Below are 17,340 nucleotides of genomic sequence, written 5' to 3' on the forward strand. Positions count from 1 at the left end.
TTGATGTCCGAGTGGCGTTATCGGCCTGTCGGCCGAAATGGCCGGAAGGCGCGGACCTTTCGGGTCCGCAACGCCTTCACGCGGCGACGGATGAACGTGGTGGCCGCAGGATCCCCCCGGCAGTCCGCCCCAGGCGACCCACCAGAATCCCGAGGCGGGTCTCTCCGCCGGAAGGCGGATCGGCCCGGGGGCTTTCCGGCAGAAGGGCGGTGATCGTGCAGAACCGGGCGCAGCAGTCGTCCTGGGAACCCGGCCCGCCCTCGCCGGAACCGTCCTGATCCCCGGAAGTCGTCCGGGCACCGCCGGACGCCGCATGAGAATGATCGCAGCCCTGGTCCAAGGTCATGGCGACAGCCCGCTTGGCATGGAGGGTGTGTGCTGCCGGAAGGGTGTGGGCTCCGGCCTGCAAGGCCAGGGCGGCGAAAGCCACGACCAGCCACAGGGTTGCCAGCCATTGCCTCCAGCAACCGCGAAGCCCCCTGCCCTTTGCCACACCCCTGCTCATCAGACCGTTCGTTCTCTTCCTCTGGATCGTCTCAGGCTTCCTGCCTGCTCGGAAAGCAGGGAAGCGGCCATTTTCCGGCAGTGCCCTCATCACACCACGTCGTGCGGGAAGACGACACCTGAAACCGGCCAGGGCAGGTTGCGACATGATGCCGCCCGTCAAAGGCGCTGACGATCGACTCTGGCCGCCTTCCGGTCATCACAGCTTCACTCCCCGCAGCCGGGACGCGTTCGCGATCACGCTGACCGATGACAGCGCCATGGCCGCCGCGGCGATGATCGGCGACAGCAGGATGCCGAAGAACGGATACAGCACGCCGGCCGCGACCGGGATGCCGAGCGCGTTGTAGATGAAGGCGAAGAACAGGTTCTGGCGGATGTTGCGCATCACCGCCTGCGACAGCCGCCGCGCCCGCACGATGCCGGTGAGATCGCCCTTGAGCAGCGTGACGCCCGCACTCTCCATGGCCACGTCGGTGCCGGTGCCCATGGCGATGCCGACATCGGCGGCGGCAAGCGCGGGCGCATCGTTCACCCCGTCCCCCGCCATCGCCACGACTTCCCCGGCCGCCTTGTGCCGCTGCACGACCTCGCTTTTCTGGTCGGGCAGGACTTCCGCCTCGACCTCGTCGATGCCAAGCTGGCGCGCGACCGCCTTTGCCGTCGTCCAGTTGTCGCCGGTGAGCATGACCACCCGGATCCCCTGCGCCTTCAGCGCGGCAAGCGCCTCCGGCGTCGAGGGCTTGACTGGATCGGCGATGGCGAAGATCGCGGCGACGCGGCCGTCCACGCCCATGAAGATCGCGGTCGCCCCGTCCTTGCGCAGCCGGTCGGCCTGTTCGGCCAGCGGCGCGACGTCGACCCCCTGTTCGGCCAGGAACTTCGCGTTTCCCAGTGGAATGCGCCTGCCTTCGACCACCCCGAGCGCCCCCTTCCCGGTCGGCGAGTCGAAGTCTGCGACCGACGCAAGCGCGATGTCCCGCTCCTCTGCTGCCCGCACGATGGCGAGCGCGAGCGGATGCTCGCTCGCCCGTTCCACGCTTGCGGCAAGACGCAGGACATCCGCCTTGGCCCAGCCGGGTGCCGGAACGATGGCGGTGACGGCGGGCCGACCCTCGGTCAGCGTGCCGGTCTTGTCCACGATGATGGTGTCCACCTTCTCCATGTGCTCCAGGGCTTCTGCGTTCCTGATCAGCACGCCCGCCTGGGCGCCGCGGCCGACGCCGACCATGATCGACATGGGCGTGGCCAGCCCGAGCGCACAGGGGCAGGCGATGATGAGGACGGACACGGCGGCAACGAGACCGAAGGAGAAGCGTGGCTCGGGGCCCCAGATCGCCCAGGCGATGAAGGAGAGGATGGCGAGCCCGATCACCGCCGGCACGAACCAGCCCGAAACTTGGTCGGCCAGCCGCTGGATCGGGGCACGGGACCGCTGCGCTTCCGCGACAAGCTGGACGATCTGCGACAGCATGGTGTCGCGGCCGACGCGGCGGGCCTCGATCACCAGGGCGCCGGACTGGTTCATGGTCCCGCCGATCGCCGATGCGCCGACCTCCTTGGTCACCGGCATGGACTCGCCCGTCACCATCGACTCGTCCACGGCACTGCGGCCTTCGATCACTTCGCCATCGACCGGCACCTTCTCGCCCGGCCGGACCCGAAGGCGGTCGCCGACATGGACCGCATCGAGCTGGACCTCCTCCTCGGCGCCATCCACGCCGATGCGACGCGCGGTCTTGGGCGCCAGGTCGAGCAGAGCGCGGATGGCGCCGCTGGTGCTCTCTCGGGCGCGCAGTTCCAGCACCTGCCCCAGCAGCACGAGCACGGTGATGACCGCGGCAGCCTCGAAATAGACCGCGACCGAGCCGTCATGCTGGCGGAAGGCGTCGGGGAAGATGCCGGGCACAAGTGTCGCAACGACGCTGTAGATCCACGCCGCCCCCGTGCCCATGGCGATCAGGGTGAACATGTTCAGGTTGCGCGTGACCAGCGACTGCCAGCCGCGCTGGAAGAAGGGCCACCCGGCCCACAGGACAACCGGAGTCGCGAGGATCAACTGGATCCAGTTCGAACTGCGTTGGCTGACGAGGTGATCGAGCCCGAGCAGGTGCCCCCCCATCTCCAGGATGAACACAGGGATCGTCAGCACCAGCCCGATCCAGAAGCGGCGGCGCATGTCGATCAGTTCGAGATTGGGCTCGGCTTCCAGGCTGACCAGCACCGGCTCCAGCGCCATGCCGCAGATCGGGCACGACCCCGGCCCGACCTGCCGGATCTCGGGGTGCATGGGACAGGTGTGGATCGTCCCCTCGGGCACGGGTTCGACCTTTGCCGCCGCTGCGCCCGGGTCGAGATAGCGGTCCGGCTCTGCCAGGAATTTCGCGCGGCAACCTGCCGAACAGAAGTAATAGGGCCGGCCGGCGTGCGCGGCCTTGTGCTGCGTCGCATGGGGATCGACCATCATGCCGCAGACCGGATCCTTGGCCTGATGCGCGCTGCCTGTCAGAGCCGTCGCTGGGGCGTGCGAATGCTCTGACCCGTGATGGCCGGAGTGGACATGCCCATGATGCTGATGGCCACCGCCAGAACTGCTCTCCCTGTGGAGAAAGGCGGGGTGTTGGTCTTTGCTCTTGCTGGCCATCATCTACCTCGTCTGGAATCTACCCGAGAATCGCCCGCGATCGTCCTGCACCTTCCTGCCACTGGAAGGTCCAGAAGAATCGTGAGGCGGAAGCGGTTGCGTCAGTCGTCATGATGAACGTTCCCCCGTGCCAGGTTCTGCCGGACTGATCGGGTGGAGCCTGCATGACATCCTTGCGGTCATTAAGGCCGCCGCAGCTCCAAGCTCCGGCGGCCGGATGCTTACTGCTGGCCCGTGTTCTTCTTGACCCAGGCAGTCATTTCCTCGATTTCCGGGCCTTGGGCGTCGATGATCTTCTGGGCCATCTCTTTCGACTGCTCGTCGTCGCCATACTTCAGCTCGACCTCGGCCATGGCGATGGCGCCGGCATGATGCGCGATCATGCCGCAGTGGAAGGCAAGGTCGGGATCCTTGATGGTGTGGGTGGCCATCATCGGGACGTTCATCTTCATCATGACATCCATGGAGGCCTGCTGGGCCTCATCCATTCCTTCCATGCCGCCCATCATGCCGGACATGTCCATGCCCTGCATCATCCCCGGCATTCCGGACTGCTGGATCGCGTCCCGGCAGCCTTGGGGCAGGATCGACAGATCCGTCATGGAGCCTCCCTGTCCCGCCATGTGCCCCGCCTGCCCCCCGGTCCCGCTCTCCTGGGCGAGAGCCGCGGGCGCGGCAAGAAGGACGGCGAAGAGGGCGGCTGGTTTGAACTTACGCATGAAGGTTCTCCTTTGATGCAACTGGTTTCGTTGGCGATCAGGCGGCCATTTTCCGGCAGCTTTCGGCGCACCGGCGGCAGGCATCGACGCAGTCCTGCATGTCGCCGACCTGCTCGCAGCTCCGGGCGCACTCCTCGCAGACTTCAGCACAGACCGCGCAGGTGCGCTTGTGATGATCGGTGCCGATCAGCATGAAGTTCGCCGAGGTCTGGCAAATCTCGGCGCAGGCGATCATCAGGCGGAAATGCTTCGGCTCGACATGCCGGCCGCCTGCCTCAAGACAGTGGTTCATGGCCATGCCGAGGCAAACGCTGTGGCAGCGCTGGCATTCGTCGATGCAGCTCTGCATTTCCGGGGACATCTGGTGCATGTGGCTTCTCCGTTGCCAAGGCGCCGGGAACAGGAAGCGGCGAGCGCGGCGCCAGTCTCACCGCATCGGGGACGCAAGGTGAAAACCTCGGGTTCATTGACCGCAATCCGCCCGTCTGAGGCTTGGGATCGGGCGCCCACCTCCTTGATCAGGCCTGGCGCTTCACTTCCGGTGGAACGCGATCAGATCCGATAAAGGCGCCGTGGAGGACGACGCAGCCCTTCAGGGTCGTGTCCGGCCAATGAGAAGACAACGAACAGGGACTTCGACCTTACGCCCCAAGGTTCGTTCAGATGAATATCCACGTCCGGCATCAGCGCCAGCAGACACGCCTCTCCGCAGCAGGGAGCAGTTCCATCCTTGGCAGTGCCATGCTTGTGGCCGACCGCCGACGAATGCTCATGGTTCTTACCCGGCTCGGCAGGAATATGACCTGTGATGAGCGATAATTCGGCGGAAGCAACGGAATGATCGTGGGCGTGGGGAAGTGCGCCTTTGGCCGCTGCACCATGCGCCACGAACATCGCGACCGCCAGAATTGCGATTGCACTCGCAAGCTTCTGCCAGACCGATGCAACTCTCGTCCTGGTGACTGATCGTCCCATGGCACAGGAACGCCAACGACAAGGAGTCGTTCCCGCTGGCAAAAGGGACTTAAAGAAAACGGAGGTTTTCTTGCCCCACGCGACAGACCATCGTGTTCGGTGCAGAAGCTGCTGATTCTGGGTAATGCCCGGTCAATAAAACCAGGGTCGGGACTCGTTCTTGCGTCATGGCCAGAACATGACGGTTGCGGCGAGAGCGACTACGGAGAGGAAGACCTTGGGACATCTGTCCTGGCGGGTGGCGACCCTGCGCCAGTCCTTTAGTCACCGGAACATGATCTCGATCCTGTTGCGGCGCTTGTCGTGCTTGACAGGTTTGCCGCGCGACTTCCTACCGGGGCTTCAGGGCTTTATCCCATTGATTTCAAAGCATCTCTGAACCAATCAGCGTCGTGGCCCCGGTCAGCCAGCAACCATTGCGCTTTGGGCAAGCTACCCAGCAGCGCAAAGGCGTCCAGGATGGCGGTCGGCGCGGGCAGAAGAAAGGACGGGATGGCCAGCAGCCGCACCGCCAGCTCCTCCAGGACCACCGTGCCGCAACGGTGCCACAGCACCCATGGCCTTGGTGCATGGCGCGCCTGTAGATAAACCTTCGCTGTGAAGGTGCGCTTCTGTTAGATCTTGCAGATCCCATAGGGTTCGACCGAATGGAGTGGCTACAGCGACCTGCAATTCATCGCAGGCTGCCGTGACAGCTAAAGTCAGCGGCTGATAATGGACAACGGCCGCCTGGTGCAGGACGCCGGCCTCAGATGCTCAGGTGGTTTAGCACCGTCTGCCGGGAGGCCGCTTCGCAAGCCCCTCCGTCGACAATCCGGCCCAGCTTCATCACTGCCCAGCGGTCCGCCACGTCCAACGCAAAGGCCAGGTTCTGCTCGACCAGAAGGATGCTGACTCCGCGCCGTTCTTGCTCGGCCCGCAAGGCGGCGGCGATCCGCTGGACCACACTGGGCTGCACCCCTTCCGAGATTTCGTCGATGAGCAGCAGATCGGGTTCGCACATCATCGCACGCGACAGGATCAGCATCTTCTGTTCACCACCGGACAGGGTGCCCGTTTTCTGGTCCAGCCGGTCAAGCAAGAACGGAAAGCTGCAAGACACATGCTCCAGCGCACGCGGCAGGTCGCGGTCGTGGCGCAGCGCCAGCCGCAGGTTGTCGCGGATCGACAGGTCCTGGAACAGTGGCAGTTCCTGCGGCGCATAGCCGACGCCGTTGGCAAGAAGCCAGGAGGGGGGCTTGCCCGCAACCGGCCGCCCGTCAAGGGCGATCGTGCCGCCCCGCGTCCGGATCAGGCCCATCAGCGTCTTGAGCAGCGTCGTCTTGCCCATGCCGTTGCGCCCCATCAGCGCCAGGATCTCGCCCCGCTTCAGGGCCAGCACGACCCCTTGCAGGATATCGAGTGCGCCATAGCCTGACACGAGCCCGTCGATCGTCAGCTTGTTCTCAGTCATGGGCCACCCCTGAATAGATCGAGCGGACAAGGTCCGAGTTCACCACCGCATCAACCGGTCCGTCCATGACCAACCGGCCCTGGTGCAGGACGACGATGCGCTTTGATATCTGCCTGACGAAATCAAGGTCGTGTTCGATCAGGACGGCAGCATAGCCCAGATCCCGGGTTAGCCGGATCAGCACCTCGCCGATCAAGGTGCGTTCGGCCTTGGTCAGACCGGCCGTCGGCTCGTCCAGGAGGATCAGCCTGGGTTGCATGGCGACGACCATGGCCAGTTCCAAGCTTTGCCGCATGCCATGCGAAAGGCCGCTGACCGGCTCGCTCAGCTTGCCGTCCAGCCCGGTCAGCGACAGGATGTCAAGCACTGCCCGAGGCAGGGTGATGCGCGCGGCGCGGCGCCAAAGGCTCGGGCGTTCCTGCGTCACGCGTGCAAGGCGCAGGCATTCCGCGACGGTCATGGTCTCGAACACGCTTGCCACCTGGAACTTGCGGCCGACGCCCAGAGCCACGACAGCCTCGGGCGGGCGGCCCGCGATGTCCTGCCCGGACAGCAGAACGCGGCCTTCGATGGTTTCGGTGCCGTCCGACAGACAGCGCAGGAACGTCGTCTTGCCCGCCCCGTTCGGTCCGACGACCGAAACCAGCTCACCCGGCCTCACCTCGAGGTCAATTCCATCCAGGACGACGAAATCGCCATAGCTCTTGCGCATCCCGGATACGGACAGCAGCGGCGCGCTGTCTCTCTGCTGCATGTGGTCGGGCAAGGCGCCAAGCTGCGGCACGGGGGCGCCGCCCCTGCGTCGCGGGATGAACCCGGCAAGGCCGCGCGGCATGAACAAGATCATCACCACGAATAAGATGCCGATGATCAATTGCCACAGGTAAGGCATGGCCCCCGAAAGCTGCGCCCCCAGATAGTCGATGCCGATGGCGCCCATCGCCGGTCCCAGGATGGTGCCGCGCCCGCCAAGCGCCGTCCAGACGATCATCTGCGTGCCAAAGCCGAAGCCCGCGATTTCAGGCGCGACGATCCGCCCGGCATTGGCGTAAAGAAACCCGGCGATCCCCGCGACCCCACCCAGTGCCGTCATCAGCAGGATCTGCACCCGTTGCGTGCGGATGCCAAGATACGCCGCGCGCAGCGGGTTGTCGCGGATCGCCACCAACAGGCGCCCGGCATCCGAACGCACGATGACCCAGGACAGCGCCGCGAACAGGATCAGTGCCACCCCGGCCAGCCGGAAGTAATTCGCCGCGCCCAGCTTCATGGTCGGATAACCAACCAGTCCGCTGGACGATCCGGTAAAGCTGCCGCCCGCAAAGATTGCCTGCGTCAGCACGATTGGCACCACCAGCGAGATGACCGAGGCGTAAAGCGGAGTCGACTTGTGATAAAAGGACAGCCAGCCAACAAGCGCGGCAAGCCCCATCGGCAGGACTAGCGACAGGACAAGGGCCAAGGCAAAGTTCTGCGCCCCTCCGCCGACATGGGTCAGGATGAGCGCGGTGGCATAAGCGCCCGCACCGAAAAAGGCCGACTGGCCGAACGTCAGGATACCTGCATAGCCCCACAGCAGGTCCACCGTGATCGCCATCATCGCATAGATCATGGAGCGGGTCAGGACGTTGAGGGTGAAGCGGTCCAGAAACAGCGGGCCCAGCAGCACAAGCACAAGGCCCAGGACGCCCAGGGCGATCAGCCCGGTGCCATGCCGGGTCAGCAGTTGCTGGGGTGCGGGGGTGGATTGTGCTTGGTCAGTCACGGGCGAAACCCTTCGGATGAAGCCGCAGCATGACAGCGCACAGCACCGCCACGGTTACGCTGCCAAGGATGGGGCTGACCCAAGTCGAGACAAGCACCTGTGCCGCACCAAAGCACAGGCAGGCCAGCGCCAGCGCGGCAACCGAGGTGCCCGAAACCATGACCAGCATGAAGGCCCCGATCAGCCAGGAAATTCCCATCGACGGATCGACGCTGGACAAGGGCGTCAGCAGCACTCCGGCCACGGCCGCGATGGCGGAACCCAGCATGAATGTGATCATCCGCACCCGCCCTGTATTCATGCCAAGTGCCCGTGCCAACGTCTCGTTCATGATGACGGCCTGTGCATTCAGGCCCAGACGAGTGCGTTCGAGCACAAGAACGAAGACCACGCCCAGCACGACCGCCGCCGCCAGCAGAAACAGCCGATAGCTGGAATAAGGCGTGCCAAGCATGTTCACCGTTCCCCCCATCAGCGCGGGCGGCATCTGCATGTCGCGTCCGAAGCCCAAGGTGATCAGTTGCACGATCACGACCCCGAGCCCCCATGTCGCCAGGATCGCATCCAGCGGGCGGCGATAAAGCGGACGGACGATGGCAACCTCGGTCAAGGCGCCCAGCAGCCCGCCGACAAGCAGGGCCAAGGGCAGCGACAGCCAGGGGTCAAGTCCCATTCCGGTGGCGAGGACGGTGGTATAGGCGCCGATGGTAAGCCAGGCGGCATGGGCAAAATTGATGATCTTCAACACGCCGAAGATCACGAACAGCCCGGCGGCGACGATGAACAAAAGCGCGGCTGTGGTGGCGATATCAAGCAGCAGGGCCATGCGGTTCCTCCGTTGAGATGCGGGTTGGCCGCGACCGCGCAGCGGCGGTCGCCCCCTTCGCGCGTGTCAAAGATCGGGGCACTGCGCGCCGGGATCGACATCGGGGAGATGGGTGACAATCTTGACCGATCCATCGGCCTGCACCTCGCCCAGATACATCGTCAATGGCGCGTGATGCTGGCGGGACATCGCAATCTCGCCCCGCGGGCCCTTGAAGGACACCTGCGGCAGGGCGGCCAGGACTGCGTCGGTTTCGGTGCTGCCGGCCTTTTCAACGGCGGCCTTGTAAAGGTAAATTGCTTCGTATTGGGGAACGGACAGGTCGTTCGGGGTTCGCATGTCAGCGCCGAACTTTGCTGTCATGGCTTCGATGAAGGCCTTGTTTTCAGGGTTGTCGATCCCGGTCAGATACGAGGCCGAGATCAGGATGCCCGTTGCATCCGCACCCATGGCCTTGGCTGTCCCTTCGTCCACCGCAAGGTTGGCATAGGGGATCGCATTGCCCGCCGCCCGCAACTGCTTGGTCAGGGTGACATTGGGCGCACCGCCCGCTGTGGAGGTGATGACCGCATCTGCCCCAGACCCGCGCAGGTTCGAGATGATCGCCGTCCAGTCCGACCCGTCCATGGGCAGATATTCCTCGCCCGCGATCTCGCCGCCCTTGCTTTCGATATACTGGCGCGAGAATTCCAGCATTCCACGTCCGAAGGCGTAATCCGATCCGATCAGGAAAAAGCGCCTGGCCCCATCCGCCATCAGCTTCTCGACCACCGGGGGAACCTGCTGTTCAGGCACCCAGCCGTTGACGAACATATTGGGCGAACAGGAGCGGCCTTCATAGAAGGAGGTATAGATATAGGGCTTCTCGCCTTCCTCGACGATGGGCAGGCCGGCATTCCGCGCGGCCGAGGTTTCCATCGAGATCAACACATCCACGTCGTCCTGGAACACCAGCGTGTTGAAGGCCGACTGCGCGCCCGTCGCGCCCGAGCCGTCATCGACGACCTGGATCGCGACCGGCCGGCCAAGGATGCCACCGGCGGCGTTGATCTGTTCGACGGCCAGTTCGCTGGATTGCACGACAGCCGGGGCGACAACGCTGTTGGCGCCCGACAGCCCGACCGGGATGCCGATGGTGATCGGCTCGCCGTCCTGTGCCACGGCGGCGCCCCCGAACATCGTGGCCATCATCAGCCCGAAGCGGATGGATTTCATGGTCTTCATCTTTGTTTTTCCCTGTTGATTTGGTTGTTCATGGTCGGTCGATCAGGTGTAAAGATCGGTGCGGCGGTCTTCCCAGACGTTGTTTCGGTCGCTGAGGCGGCGATGGTTTTCCCTGTTGCCGAAGACCACATCGGCGATCAGGATTTCCGGCTCGGTCCCCGATGCCGGGCCAGCCAGCGGCCAGCCGCGCGGGCCGACGATCAGGCTGCACCCCAGGAAGAGCTGACCCCGTTCGACGCCCACACGGTCAGCGCAGGCGATGGAGACGCCGTTGGAATGGGCGGCCGCCTTGTGCAGGACGTTGGCCATGGGTTCGGCGTTCGGCGGCTGATCCGGCATGGGCACCCAGTTCGTCGGCACGCAGATCAGTTCGGCGCCGGCGGCGACCAGGCCGCGGAATGTTTCGGGGAACCAGCCGTCATAGCAGATCGCCACCCCAACCCTGCCGTAGGCGGTATCGAACACCGGAAGTCCCAGGTTGCCCGGCTCGAAGAACAGCTTTTCCGCATTCCACAGGTGCAGCTTGCGAAAGGTTCCCAGATAGCCTTCGGGACCGCAGAAGATGGCCGAATTGTAGTAATGGCCGTCGGCGTTTTCACACAACCCCGATGCGATATAGACGCCCAGGTCGCGGGCCAGGGCAATCAGGTGCTGCGCGGCACGGCCGTCCGGGATCGGCGCGGCAAGCCGTTCCACCTCGTCATGGCTTTCGAAAACATAGCCGGTGTCGGCCAGTTCCGGCAGAACAAGGATCCTTGCGCCTTGTGCCGCTGCCTCGGATGCAAGGCGGGTGATTTCGGCCAGATTGGCATCAACCGCGCCGAACTGCGGTTCGAATTGCAGGCAGGCCACGGTGACGGCCTGACTGAGTCGGTCTTCTTGTTCCAACGTGTCCTCCAACGAAAAAAGCCCATGGATGCGGACGAAACCGCATTCCATGGGCTACCCAGCCTTGATTTTCTGTCGGCAATCCTGCCGTGCGAGCGATCCTGCTCGTCCTTCAGCTTGCCACAAGGCCAGCGTATGTCAACAATGCAACAAGAAAATTCCCCCGTCTTTCAAAAGTCCGCAATATTCGATCAAGACAGAGACATGCCCGCTGCCTTATTTGGCAGAACCAGGATCGTTTCCTGATATGGACAGGCCTATCCCGCTCAGCGTGGTTTTTGCCTCAAGCAAGGCGCCCGCAACAGAAGCCAGCGACACGCGTCGCGCCGTCGCCTGCTCGTGCAATGTGCGATAGGCTTCGTCATCGGAAATGCTGCGCAGTTCGGCCATCAGCTTGACAGCGCGTTCGACCAGGCGGCGGCCTTTCATCGTTTCCTCAAGCTTCTGGATCTTGCCTGACAACCGCCCTTCATAGCCACGTCGATACCGCGCCAGCACAAATTGCGCCAGAATCCCGAAAGGGCGTAGCGGTTTCGAGATCACGCCATGCACGTTCAAGTCCATGATCGCCTGCAAGGCCGTCGGCGTTTCATAGGTCATGATGGCGATGATCGCAGGATTGCGATCCTGAAGCATCGCCGACAGGGTTTCTCGCGGCAGGTTGTCCACCTGGACAAAGATGGTGTCGGTATCGGGCGGCACAGCGGCAGGCAGCGGCCAAGTCGCCGTCACCGAACACCCCAGGCGTTTCAGATGCGCGGTCAGCATCGCCCCATCCTCGTCGCGCGGATGCAAGACCAGCACCCGCGCATGCCGCAGATCGTCAAGGACGCGGCGCATGACGGGGGGCTTGGGACGATCCGGCTGCCCGTTCATCAGACCCAAACCTCGTCAAAGCGCGCGGTGGCCAGATAGGGGTCAGGGCGCACCGGCCCGGTTGTCTGCCAGACGACGTCGAACAATCCGTCCGCGCGGGCAACGCCGATGCGCGGGGTCAACGACAGGTGACGGTTTTCCGAGTCGATGCCGACCAGTCCCTCGGGGGCGAGCAGGCTTTGGCCCAGAAGATGCGGCGACAATGCCGAAGGCTCCAGGCTATCCGCCATCTCCAGCGCGTGGGCCAGAAGATAGACTTGAAGATAAGCGGTTTGCGACCAGACGCTGGTGGTGAAATCCGCCCCGAATCGCGCCTTGTAGGCCTGGACGAAGCGTCGGTTTTCCGGCGATTCCAAGGTTTGGAAATAGCTTGCCGACAGCACATGCCCTTTGCAATGATCGATGCCGATCTCGCGGATCTCGGTTTCGGCCATGGTCAGACTGGCGATGGGGCGGCTTTGGGTATCGAAGCCGGCTTCGGCATACATGCGGTAAAGCTGGCGCGCCGGCGCCCCGATTACGGTGCTGAAGACCACATCGGCCTTCCAGTCGCGAAGGTGGCCCATCAGGCCTGCAATTTCAGCCTGCGACGCTTCCAGCGGGACATAAACCTCGCCCACGATCTGCGCGCCCTTAGCTTCCAGGATGTCGCGCATGGTGCGGTTCGATTCGCGGGGAAAAATATAATCCGCGCCGACAAAGCCGATACGCTTTCCATAGCGACCGATCAGAAAATCCGCCAAGGGAAAGGCGCATTGGTTCAAGGTAGCGCCGGAATAGATCACGTTTTCAGAATATTCGAACCCTTCATAAACCGAAGGATAGAACAGCAGCGCATCATGCCGTTCGACCAGGGGCAGAACCGCCTTGCGCGAGGCGGAATGGGAACAGCCGAAAATCGTTGTCACATCCTCGTCCACGATCAGTTGCCGGGCCATCTGGCGATAGATCGCCGGGTCGCTCGATTTCGGATCGCGAAATACCGGGCAAAGCGGGCGGCCCCTGACGCCCCCCGCATGGTTGATCTCTTCGATGGCCAGGATGGTGCCCCGCAGATGGTCGCTTTCCGTCAAGGCACTGAGCCCACTGCACGAGAACAGCACGCCGACACGCCAATCCTCTGAACCGTTGGGTTTAGTATTCATGGCCTGTCCGGGGGTGTTGTTGAAGGTCTTGAAAATACTGCTCCGATCATCCCGTCGGCACAAGGATCACGGGGCCGATCGCTTGCCGGCATCCGGAAAAAGGCAATCCTGTTTCGAGCGGCTGTTCTTGCATCCGCCAACCAGCGGACTGCGCCGGGCGGTGAAGCCTTGCGCCAGGTCATAGGCATGGCCAAGTTCCAGCAGGGCGCGGTCTGCGCGGGGGCGGCCCAGGATCTGCAACCCCATCGGCAGGCCGCCCGGGCCAAAGCCCGCGGGCACCGCCAGGACGGGCACACCGGCCATCGAGCCGGGGATGACCACCTCCATCCAGCGGTGATAGCTGTCCATCGTCCGGCCTGCGATTTCGAGGGGCCAGTGCTGTGTGGCGTCGAAGGGGAAGACCTGCGCCGTCGGCAGCACCAGATAGTCATGGCATTCAAACAGCCGCAGAATCTCCTGATACCAGGCCGAGCGGATGACCGAGGCTGCGAAAACCTGAGCGCCGGTCAGGGCGCGGCCCGTCTCGATTTCCCAGATTGCTTCGGGCTTCAGAAGGTCGCGTGCGACGGGGTTGTCATAAAGTGCCTGCAATCCCCCCGAAACCAGAAAGCTGCGCAGCGTGACCCAGGCCTGCCAAAGCCGGCTCATGTCGAAATCGGTGCGCGCGGCTTCGACATGGCAGCCCATGTCGGAAAAGATTTTCAGCGCACCTTCACAGGTGTCCAGCACCCCCGGCTCGGTAGCCAGATGACCGCCCAGATCGGCCAGCCAACCGATCCGCGCGCCCTGGGCGATGCCGATCAGGGGTGCGGCAAACTCTGACCCGTCGCCCGAACGCGCCAGGGGCGTGCGCGGGTCATCGCCCGCCTGCGTCGCCAGCAGCATCGCCAGGTCGGCAACAGTGCGCCCCATCGGCCCTTCGCAGGTCAGCTGCTGAAAGAACACCTCGGGCGCGGGACCGGCGGGCACCTGGCCCATTGACGGCCGAAGGCCATAGATGTTGTTCCAGCCTGCCGGGTTGCGCAGTGATCCCATCATGTCGCTGCCGTCCGCTACCGGCAGCAGATGGGCCGCAATCGCCACCGCCGCTCCGCCCGAACTGCCGCCCGCCGACAGCCGCTGGTCCCAGGCGTTCAGCGTGGTGCCGAAGACTGCGTTATAAGTATGCGAGCCAAGGCCGAATTCGGGGGTATTTGTTTTGCCGATCAGGATCGCCCCCGCTGCGCGGGCGCGGGCCACGACAATGGCATCCTCGGGCGGCAGGTTGTCGCGCAATCCGCGAAAGCCGCGCGTGGTCACGATGTCGGTGGTCGCGGCCAGATCCTTGGGTGCCTGGGGCATACCGTGCATCCAGCCGCGCGACCGGCCCGCCAAAAGCTCGTCGTCGGCCCTGCGGGCATCCGCCAGCAGCGCATCGCGCGGGCGCATCGAAACGATGGCGTTGACCTTGGGGTTCACCGCATCGATCTGGTCCAGATAGGCCGTCATCACCTCGACGCAGCTAACCTGACGCGCATGGATTGCGCGGGACAGATCCAGGGCTGACAGGGTGGGGATTTCAGGGATTTCAATTGCATGAGGACTGTCTGTCAAAGGTACGGCATTCGAAACCATCATCAGATCCGGCTGTCCAACACGCTGCGTCCAAGCCAAAGCATGGTCCCTTGCCTGTTGTTCGTCCAGAAAAATCAGTTCTGATCTGAATAGAAGGTATCTGCTGATCAGGATTGGTCGAACCAAAGGCCATTGGATGCCTTGGGCGCTGTCTGCATTCAGGGCCTTTGTCTGGTATGAGCATGTGCTCCAAGGAAGCCAAAGGAGGTCAGCCTTGAGCAGACGAACTCTGACAGACAGGCAATGGGCGCGGATGGAAGACCATCGTCCTGGTCGGATTGGGGCGCCGGGACGAACCGGGTGGACAATCGGCTGTTTGTCGATGCGATCTTATGGATGGCTGGCGATGCGGCGCGCTGGCGTGATCTGCCGGACCTGTTCGGCACGTGGACTGCGGTTCATGCAAGGTTCCGGCGCTGGTCGCACGCAGGCGTATGGGAGAGGCTTTTCCATGCCTTGGCCGACATGCCGGATTTCGGATATGTTCTGACCGACAGCACCGTTTCAAAGGTCCATGCCGATGCCACCGGCGCAAAAGAGGGGCTGAAGCTGCCGCCATCGGCCGCTCGCGTGGCGGGCTGACCACCAAACTGCATGGGCTCGTGGATGCGCTTGGCTTGCCGATACGCATCCATCCGACACCGGGACATCAGGCGACTGTCCGCAGGCCGAGGCGCTTCTGGCAGGATTGCAAGGTGTCATCCACGCCATTGCCGACGCCGCCTGCGATGCCGACCCGCTCGGCGGTTTCATCGCGGATCGCCTTGGGGCGAGCGCACAGATCAAGGCCAATTCCAGCCGTTCCGTCATGCCTCCGATCAACTGGAGCCTCTACAAGGAGCGTGATCAGATCGAACGCTTCTTCAATAAGCTCAGGCGCTTCCGCCGGATCGCCCTGAGATGCGAGAAGACCCTGACCACCTTCAGGGGGGTTCGTCCACCTCGCCTGCGCCATGATCTGGATAGGCTGAATGCAGACAGCGCCTAGGGAGAAGCTCGTCCCGGGCATGGTGAAGCACGGTTATTCGAGAACCTGGAGAGGAAAGCTCAACTCGATCCTCAATCCATCCACTTGGGGATGCCGTTCGATGGTGCCGCCCAACTCTCCTTCGACCATGAGGCCGAGAAGGCGCGTCCCGAAGCCCGAGGCAGAGCCAGGCATCCGGGCCGCCACGGCGGGTGTGCTTTCCTCCCAGCGAAGCTTGAGCGTTTGACCTGCCGATGCCGTGTCGACCGACCATGTCACGTTCAGCCTGCCCCCCTCCTGCGCAGCCGCCCCGTATTTGAGCGCATTGGTGGCAAGTTCGTGAAACACAAGGGCCAGTGCATGTGTCTGCTGGGCGGTAAGGGCCACCGCAGGCCCCGAGAGACTTGCCGCCGTTCCCGAAATCTGATCGGTTTCTGCCCGAAGAAGATCCTCGAGATTCGTGGTTTCGGTGCCCGAGGAGATCAGCAGATCCTGCGCCGCTGCCATGGCCTGAAGCCGCGCGCTCAGGCGGCTGACCATTTCAGTCTTGTCGGATGTTTCGCGCGCTGTTTGCCGCGCGATGCCTGACACGCGGGCCAGCATGTTCTTCAGGCGGTGGGCCATTTCGCGCATGAGCAGATCCTTCTGCTCGGCGCTGCGGCGCGCCATCTCGCCCAGGGCGCGCGACCTGTCGATGGCCAAGCCTTGCCAGTGAACCGCAAAGGTTGTGGTCAGGACAAGAAGCGCAAAGATGATCCCGCTCACGAAAGTGTAGCGCAGCGGGTCGGCATCATGGAAACCAGGCCCCGGTCTTGCCGACAGGATCCACTCTCGTCCGGCGATCTGGAGGGGGCTCTCGCTTGCCAGGGTTTCATGGGCGGCAGCCGCCGGATAACCCGGACTTTCGAACAGGGGCAGGTCCGGCACCCCTGCATCCGTCGCGCGAAGTTCCAGGGGAAGATCCTTGCCTGCAAGGGCGGCGGTAAAGAGGTCCCCCATGCGCAGGGGGGCATAGACAAAGCCGTCGGGTCGTGCGCGTTCCGTCCTGGAAAGCGGCATGTAGATCAGGATGCCGGCCTGCACATCCCGGGTGATTTCCTGGACAAGTTCGACGGGGGCCGTGGCCGTCGGCCCATTTTGTTCCAGGGCCTGCAGCATGGCTGTACGGCGATGGGCTTCGGTGGCCATGTCAAAGCCCAAGGCCGCGCGGTTCCGGGCATCGCTTGGTTCCAGAAGGACGATCGCGGTCCGCAGGCCCGGAACGGCTTCGGGCCAGACATCCAGCGAGATGTCATAGTTCGTGCGGATGCCGGCTTCGACGACACTCTCGGATCCCGGTGGCAGCAACTGCGAGATACCGATCCCCTGCAGCCCGGAATACTGCCCATCCAGATCCAGCTTCGAAACAAAGGCGGCAAAGACATCGCGCTCGAACGAGCGGGGATGAACTTCGAAAAACGCCCGTGTGGCCGTCAGGAGGGCAAGATGTTGCTCGATCCTGATTTCGATCCGGCGCGCGGCTCTTTGCGCCAGGATGTCGAATGCAGCCTGCCGACCTGCAACCTCCGTGCGATAGATGGTCCATGTCAGCCCCGTGCCGACAAGCGACAGGACGGCAGCCACGGCAATGGAAAGACGAGACAGGGACCTCATGGCGCATCGGTAAGACCGGAAAGCGCAAAAGTCCAACGGATCGACAGGAAAAGGAAGATCATCCGTGTGATGGTCTTTCCTGACATC

General features: G+C 63.5%; 13 protein-coding genes and 2 pseudogenes. 1 reads left to right on the top strand and 14 read right to left on the bottom strand.

Annotated features, from left to right (window positions below; genetic code table 11):
- Positions 1-703: 703 nt before the first annotated feature.
- From JX613_RS09080 to JX613_RS09140, 13 genes and pseudogenes are all read right to left on the bottom strand, one after another.
- Positions 704-3,013, bottom strand: coding sequence for a heavy metal translocating P-type ATPase (locus JX613_RS09080; protein ID WP_207101172.1), 2,310 nt, complete (start codon positions 3,011-3,013; stop codon positions 704-706).
- Between the two features lie 356 nt (positions 3,014-3,369).
- The gene (locus tag JX613_RS20175) at positions 3,370-3,867 is read right to left on the bottom strand and encodes a DUF305 domain-containing protein (RefSeq protein ID WP_207101142.1); all 498 of its coding nucleotides are present in this window, start codon (positions 3,865-3,867) and stop codon (positions 3,370-3,372) included.
- Between the two features lie 37 nt (positions 3,868-3,904).
- On the bottom strand, positions 3,905-4,237 hold the full coding sequence (locus JX613_RS09090; RefSeq protein WP_207101143.1) for a four-helix bundle copper-binding protein: 333 nt from the start codon (positions 4,235-4,237) through the stop codon (positions 3,905-3,907).
- 182 nt (positions 4,238-4,419) lie between these two features.
- Positions 4,420-4,842 (bottom strand): hypothetical protein, encoded by a 423-nt coding sequence (locus JX613_RS09095; RefSeq protein ID WP_473754230.1) that lies wholly within the window; start codon positions 4,840-4,842, stop codon positions 4,420-4,422.
- Positions 4,843-5,007: 165 nt separating this feature from the next.
- A pseudogene (locus tag JX613_RS09100) lies at positions 5,008-5,294 on the bottom strand (transposase); the annotation flags it as partial.
- A 296-nt stretch (positions 5,295-5,590) separates the two neighbouring features.
- A complete protein-coding gene (locus JX613_RS09105; RefSeq protein WP_207101145.1) occupies positions 5,591-6,295 on the bottom strand; it encodes a branched-chain amino acid ABC transporter ATP-binding protein in 705 nt (234 codons plus the stop codon).
- Positions 6,288-8,060: an ABC transporter permease subunit gene (locus JX613_RS09110; protein WP_207101146.1), complete on the bottom strand. Its 1,773-nt coding sequence runs from the start codon at positions 8,058-8,060 to the stop codon at positions 6,288-6,290. Before JX613_RS09110 ends, JX613_RS09105 begins: the two co-directional genes overlap by 8 nt.
- The gene (locus tag JX613_RS09115) at positions 8,053-8,886 is read right to left on the bottom strand and encodes a branched-chain amino acid ABC transporter permease (protein WP_207101147.1); all 834 of its coding nucleotides are present in this window, start codon (positions 8,884-8,886) and stop codon (positions 8,053-8,055) included. Before JX613_RS09115 ends, JX613_RS09110 begins: the two co-directional genes overlap by 8 nt.
- A 66-nt stretch (positions 8,887-8,952) precedes the next feature.
- Positions 8,953-10,110, bottom strand: coding sequence for a substrate-binding protein (locus tag JX613_RS09120; RefSeq protein ID WP_207101148.1), 1,158 nt, complete (start codon positions 10,108-10,110; stop codon positions 8,953-8,955).
- Positions 10,111-10,152: 42 nt separating this feature from the next.
- Positions 10,153-10,998 carry a nitrilase family protein gene (locus JX613_RS09125; protein ID WP_237168466.1) on the bottom strand — a complete coding sequence of 282 codons (846 nt, stop codon included), beginning with the start codon at positions 10,996-10,998 and terminating at the stop codon, positions 10,153-10,155.
- Positions 10,999-11,214: 216 nt separating this feature from the next.
- Positions 11,215-11,838 (bottom strand): ANTAR domain-containing response regulator, encoded by a 624-nt coding sequence (locus tag JX613_RS09130; protein ID WP_237168467.1) that lies wholly within the window; start codon positions 11,836-11,838, stop codon positions 11,215-11,217.
- A 35-nt stretch (positions 11,839-11,873) separates the two neighbouring features.
- Entirely contained in the window at positions 11,874-13,082 is a 1,209-nt protein-coding gene (locus JX613_RS09135) for a transporter substrate-binding domain-containing protein (RefSeq protein ID WP_237168468.1), read from the bottom strand.
- 3 nt (positions 13,083-13,085) lie between these two features.
- Positions 13,086-14,636, bottom strand: coding sequence for an amidase (locus tag JX613_RS09140; RefSeq protein ID WP_207101151.1), 1,551 nt, complete (start codon positions 14,634-14,636; stop codon positions 13,086-13,088).
- A gap of 211 nt (positions 14,637-14,847) precedes the next feature.
- Between JX613_RS09140 and JX613_RS09145 the strand changes: the two are divergent.
- Positions 14,848-15,604, top strand: a pseudogene (locus JX613_RS09145) (IS5 family transposase).
- A 50-nt stretch (positions 15,605-15,654) separates the two neighbouring features.
- On the opposite strand, the gene JX613_RS09150 reads toward JX613_RS09145, so the two are convergent.
- Entirely contained in the window at positions 15,655-17,223 is a 1,569-nt protein-coding gene (locus tag JX613_RS09150; protein ID WP_207101152.1) for a CHASE domain-containing protein, read from the bottom strand.
- Positions 17,224-17,340 lie beyond the last annotated feature (117 nt).

It is taken from the genome of Paracoccus shandongensis, assembly GCF_017315735.1.
Lineage (GTDB): Bacteria > Pseudomonadota > Alphaproteobacteria > Rhodobacterales > Rhodobacteraceae > Paracoccus > Paracoccus shandongensis.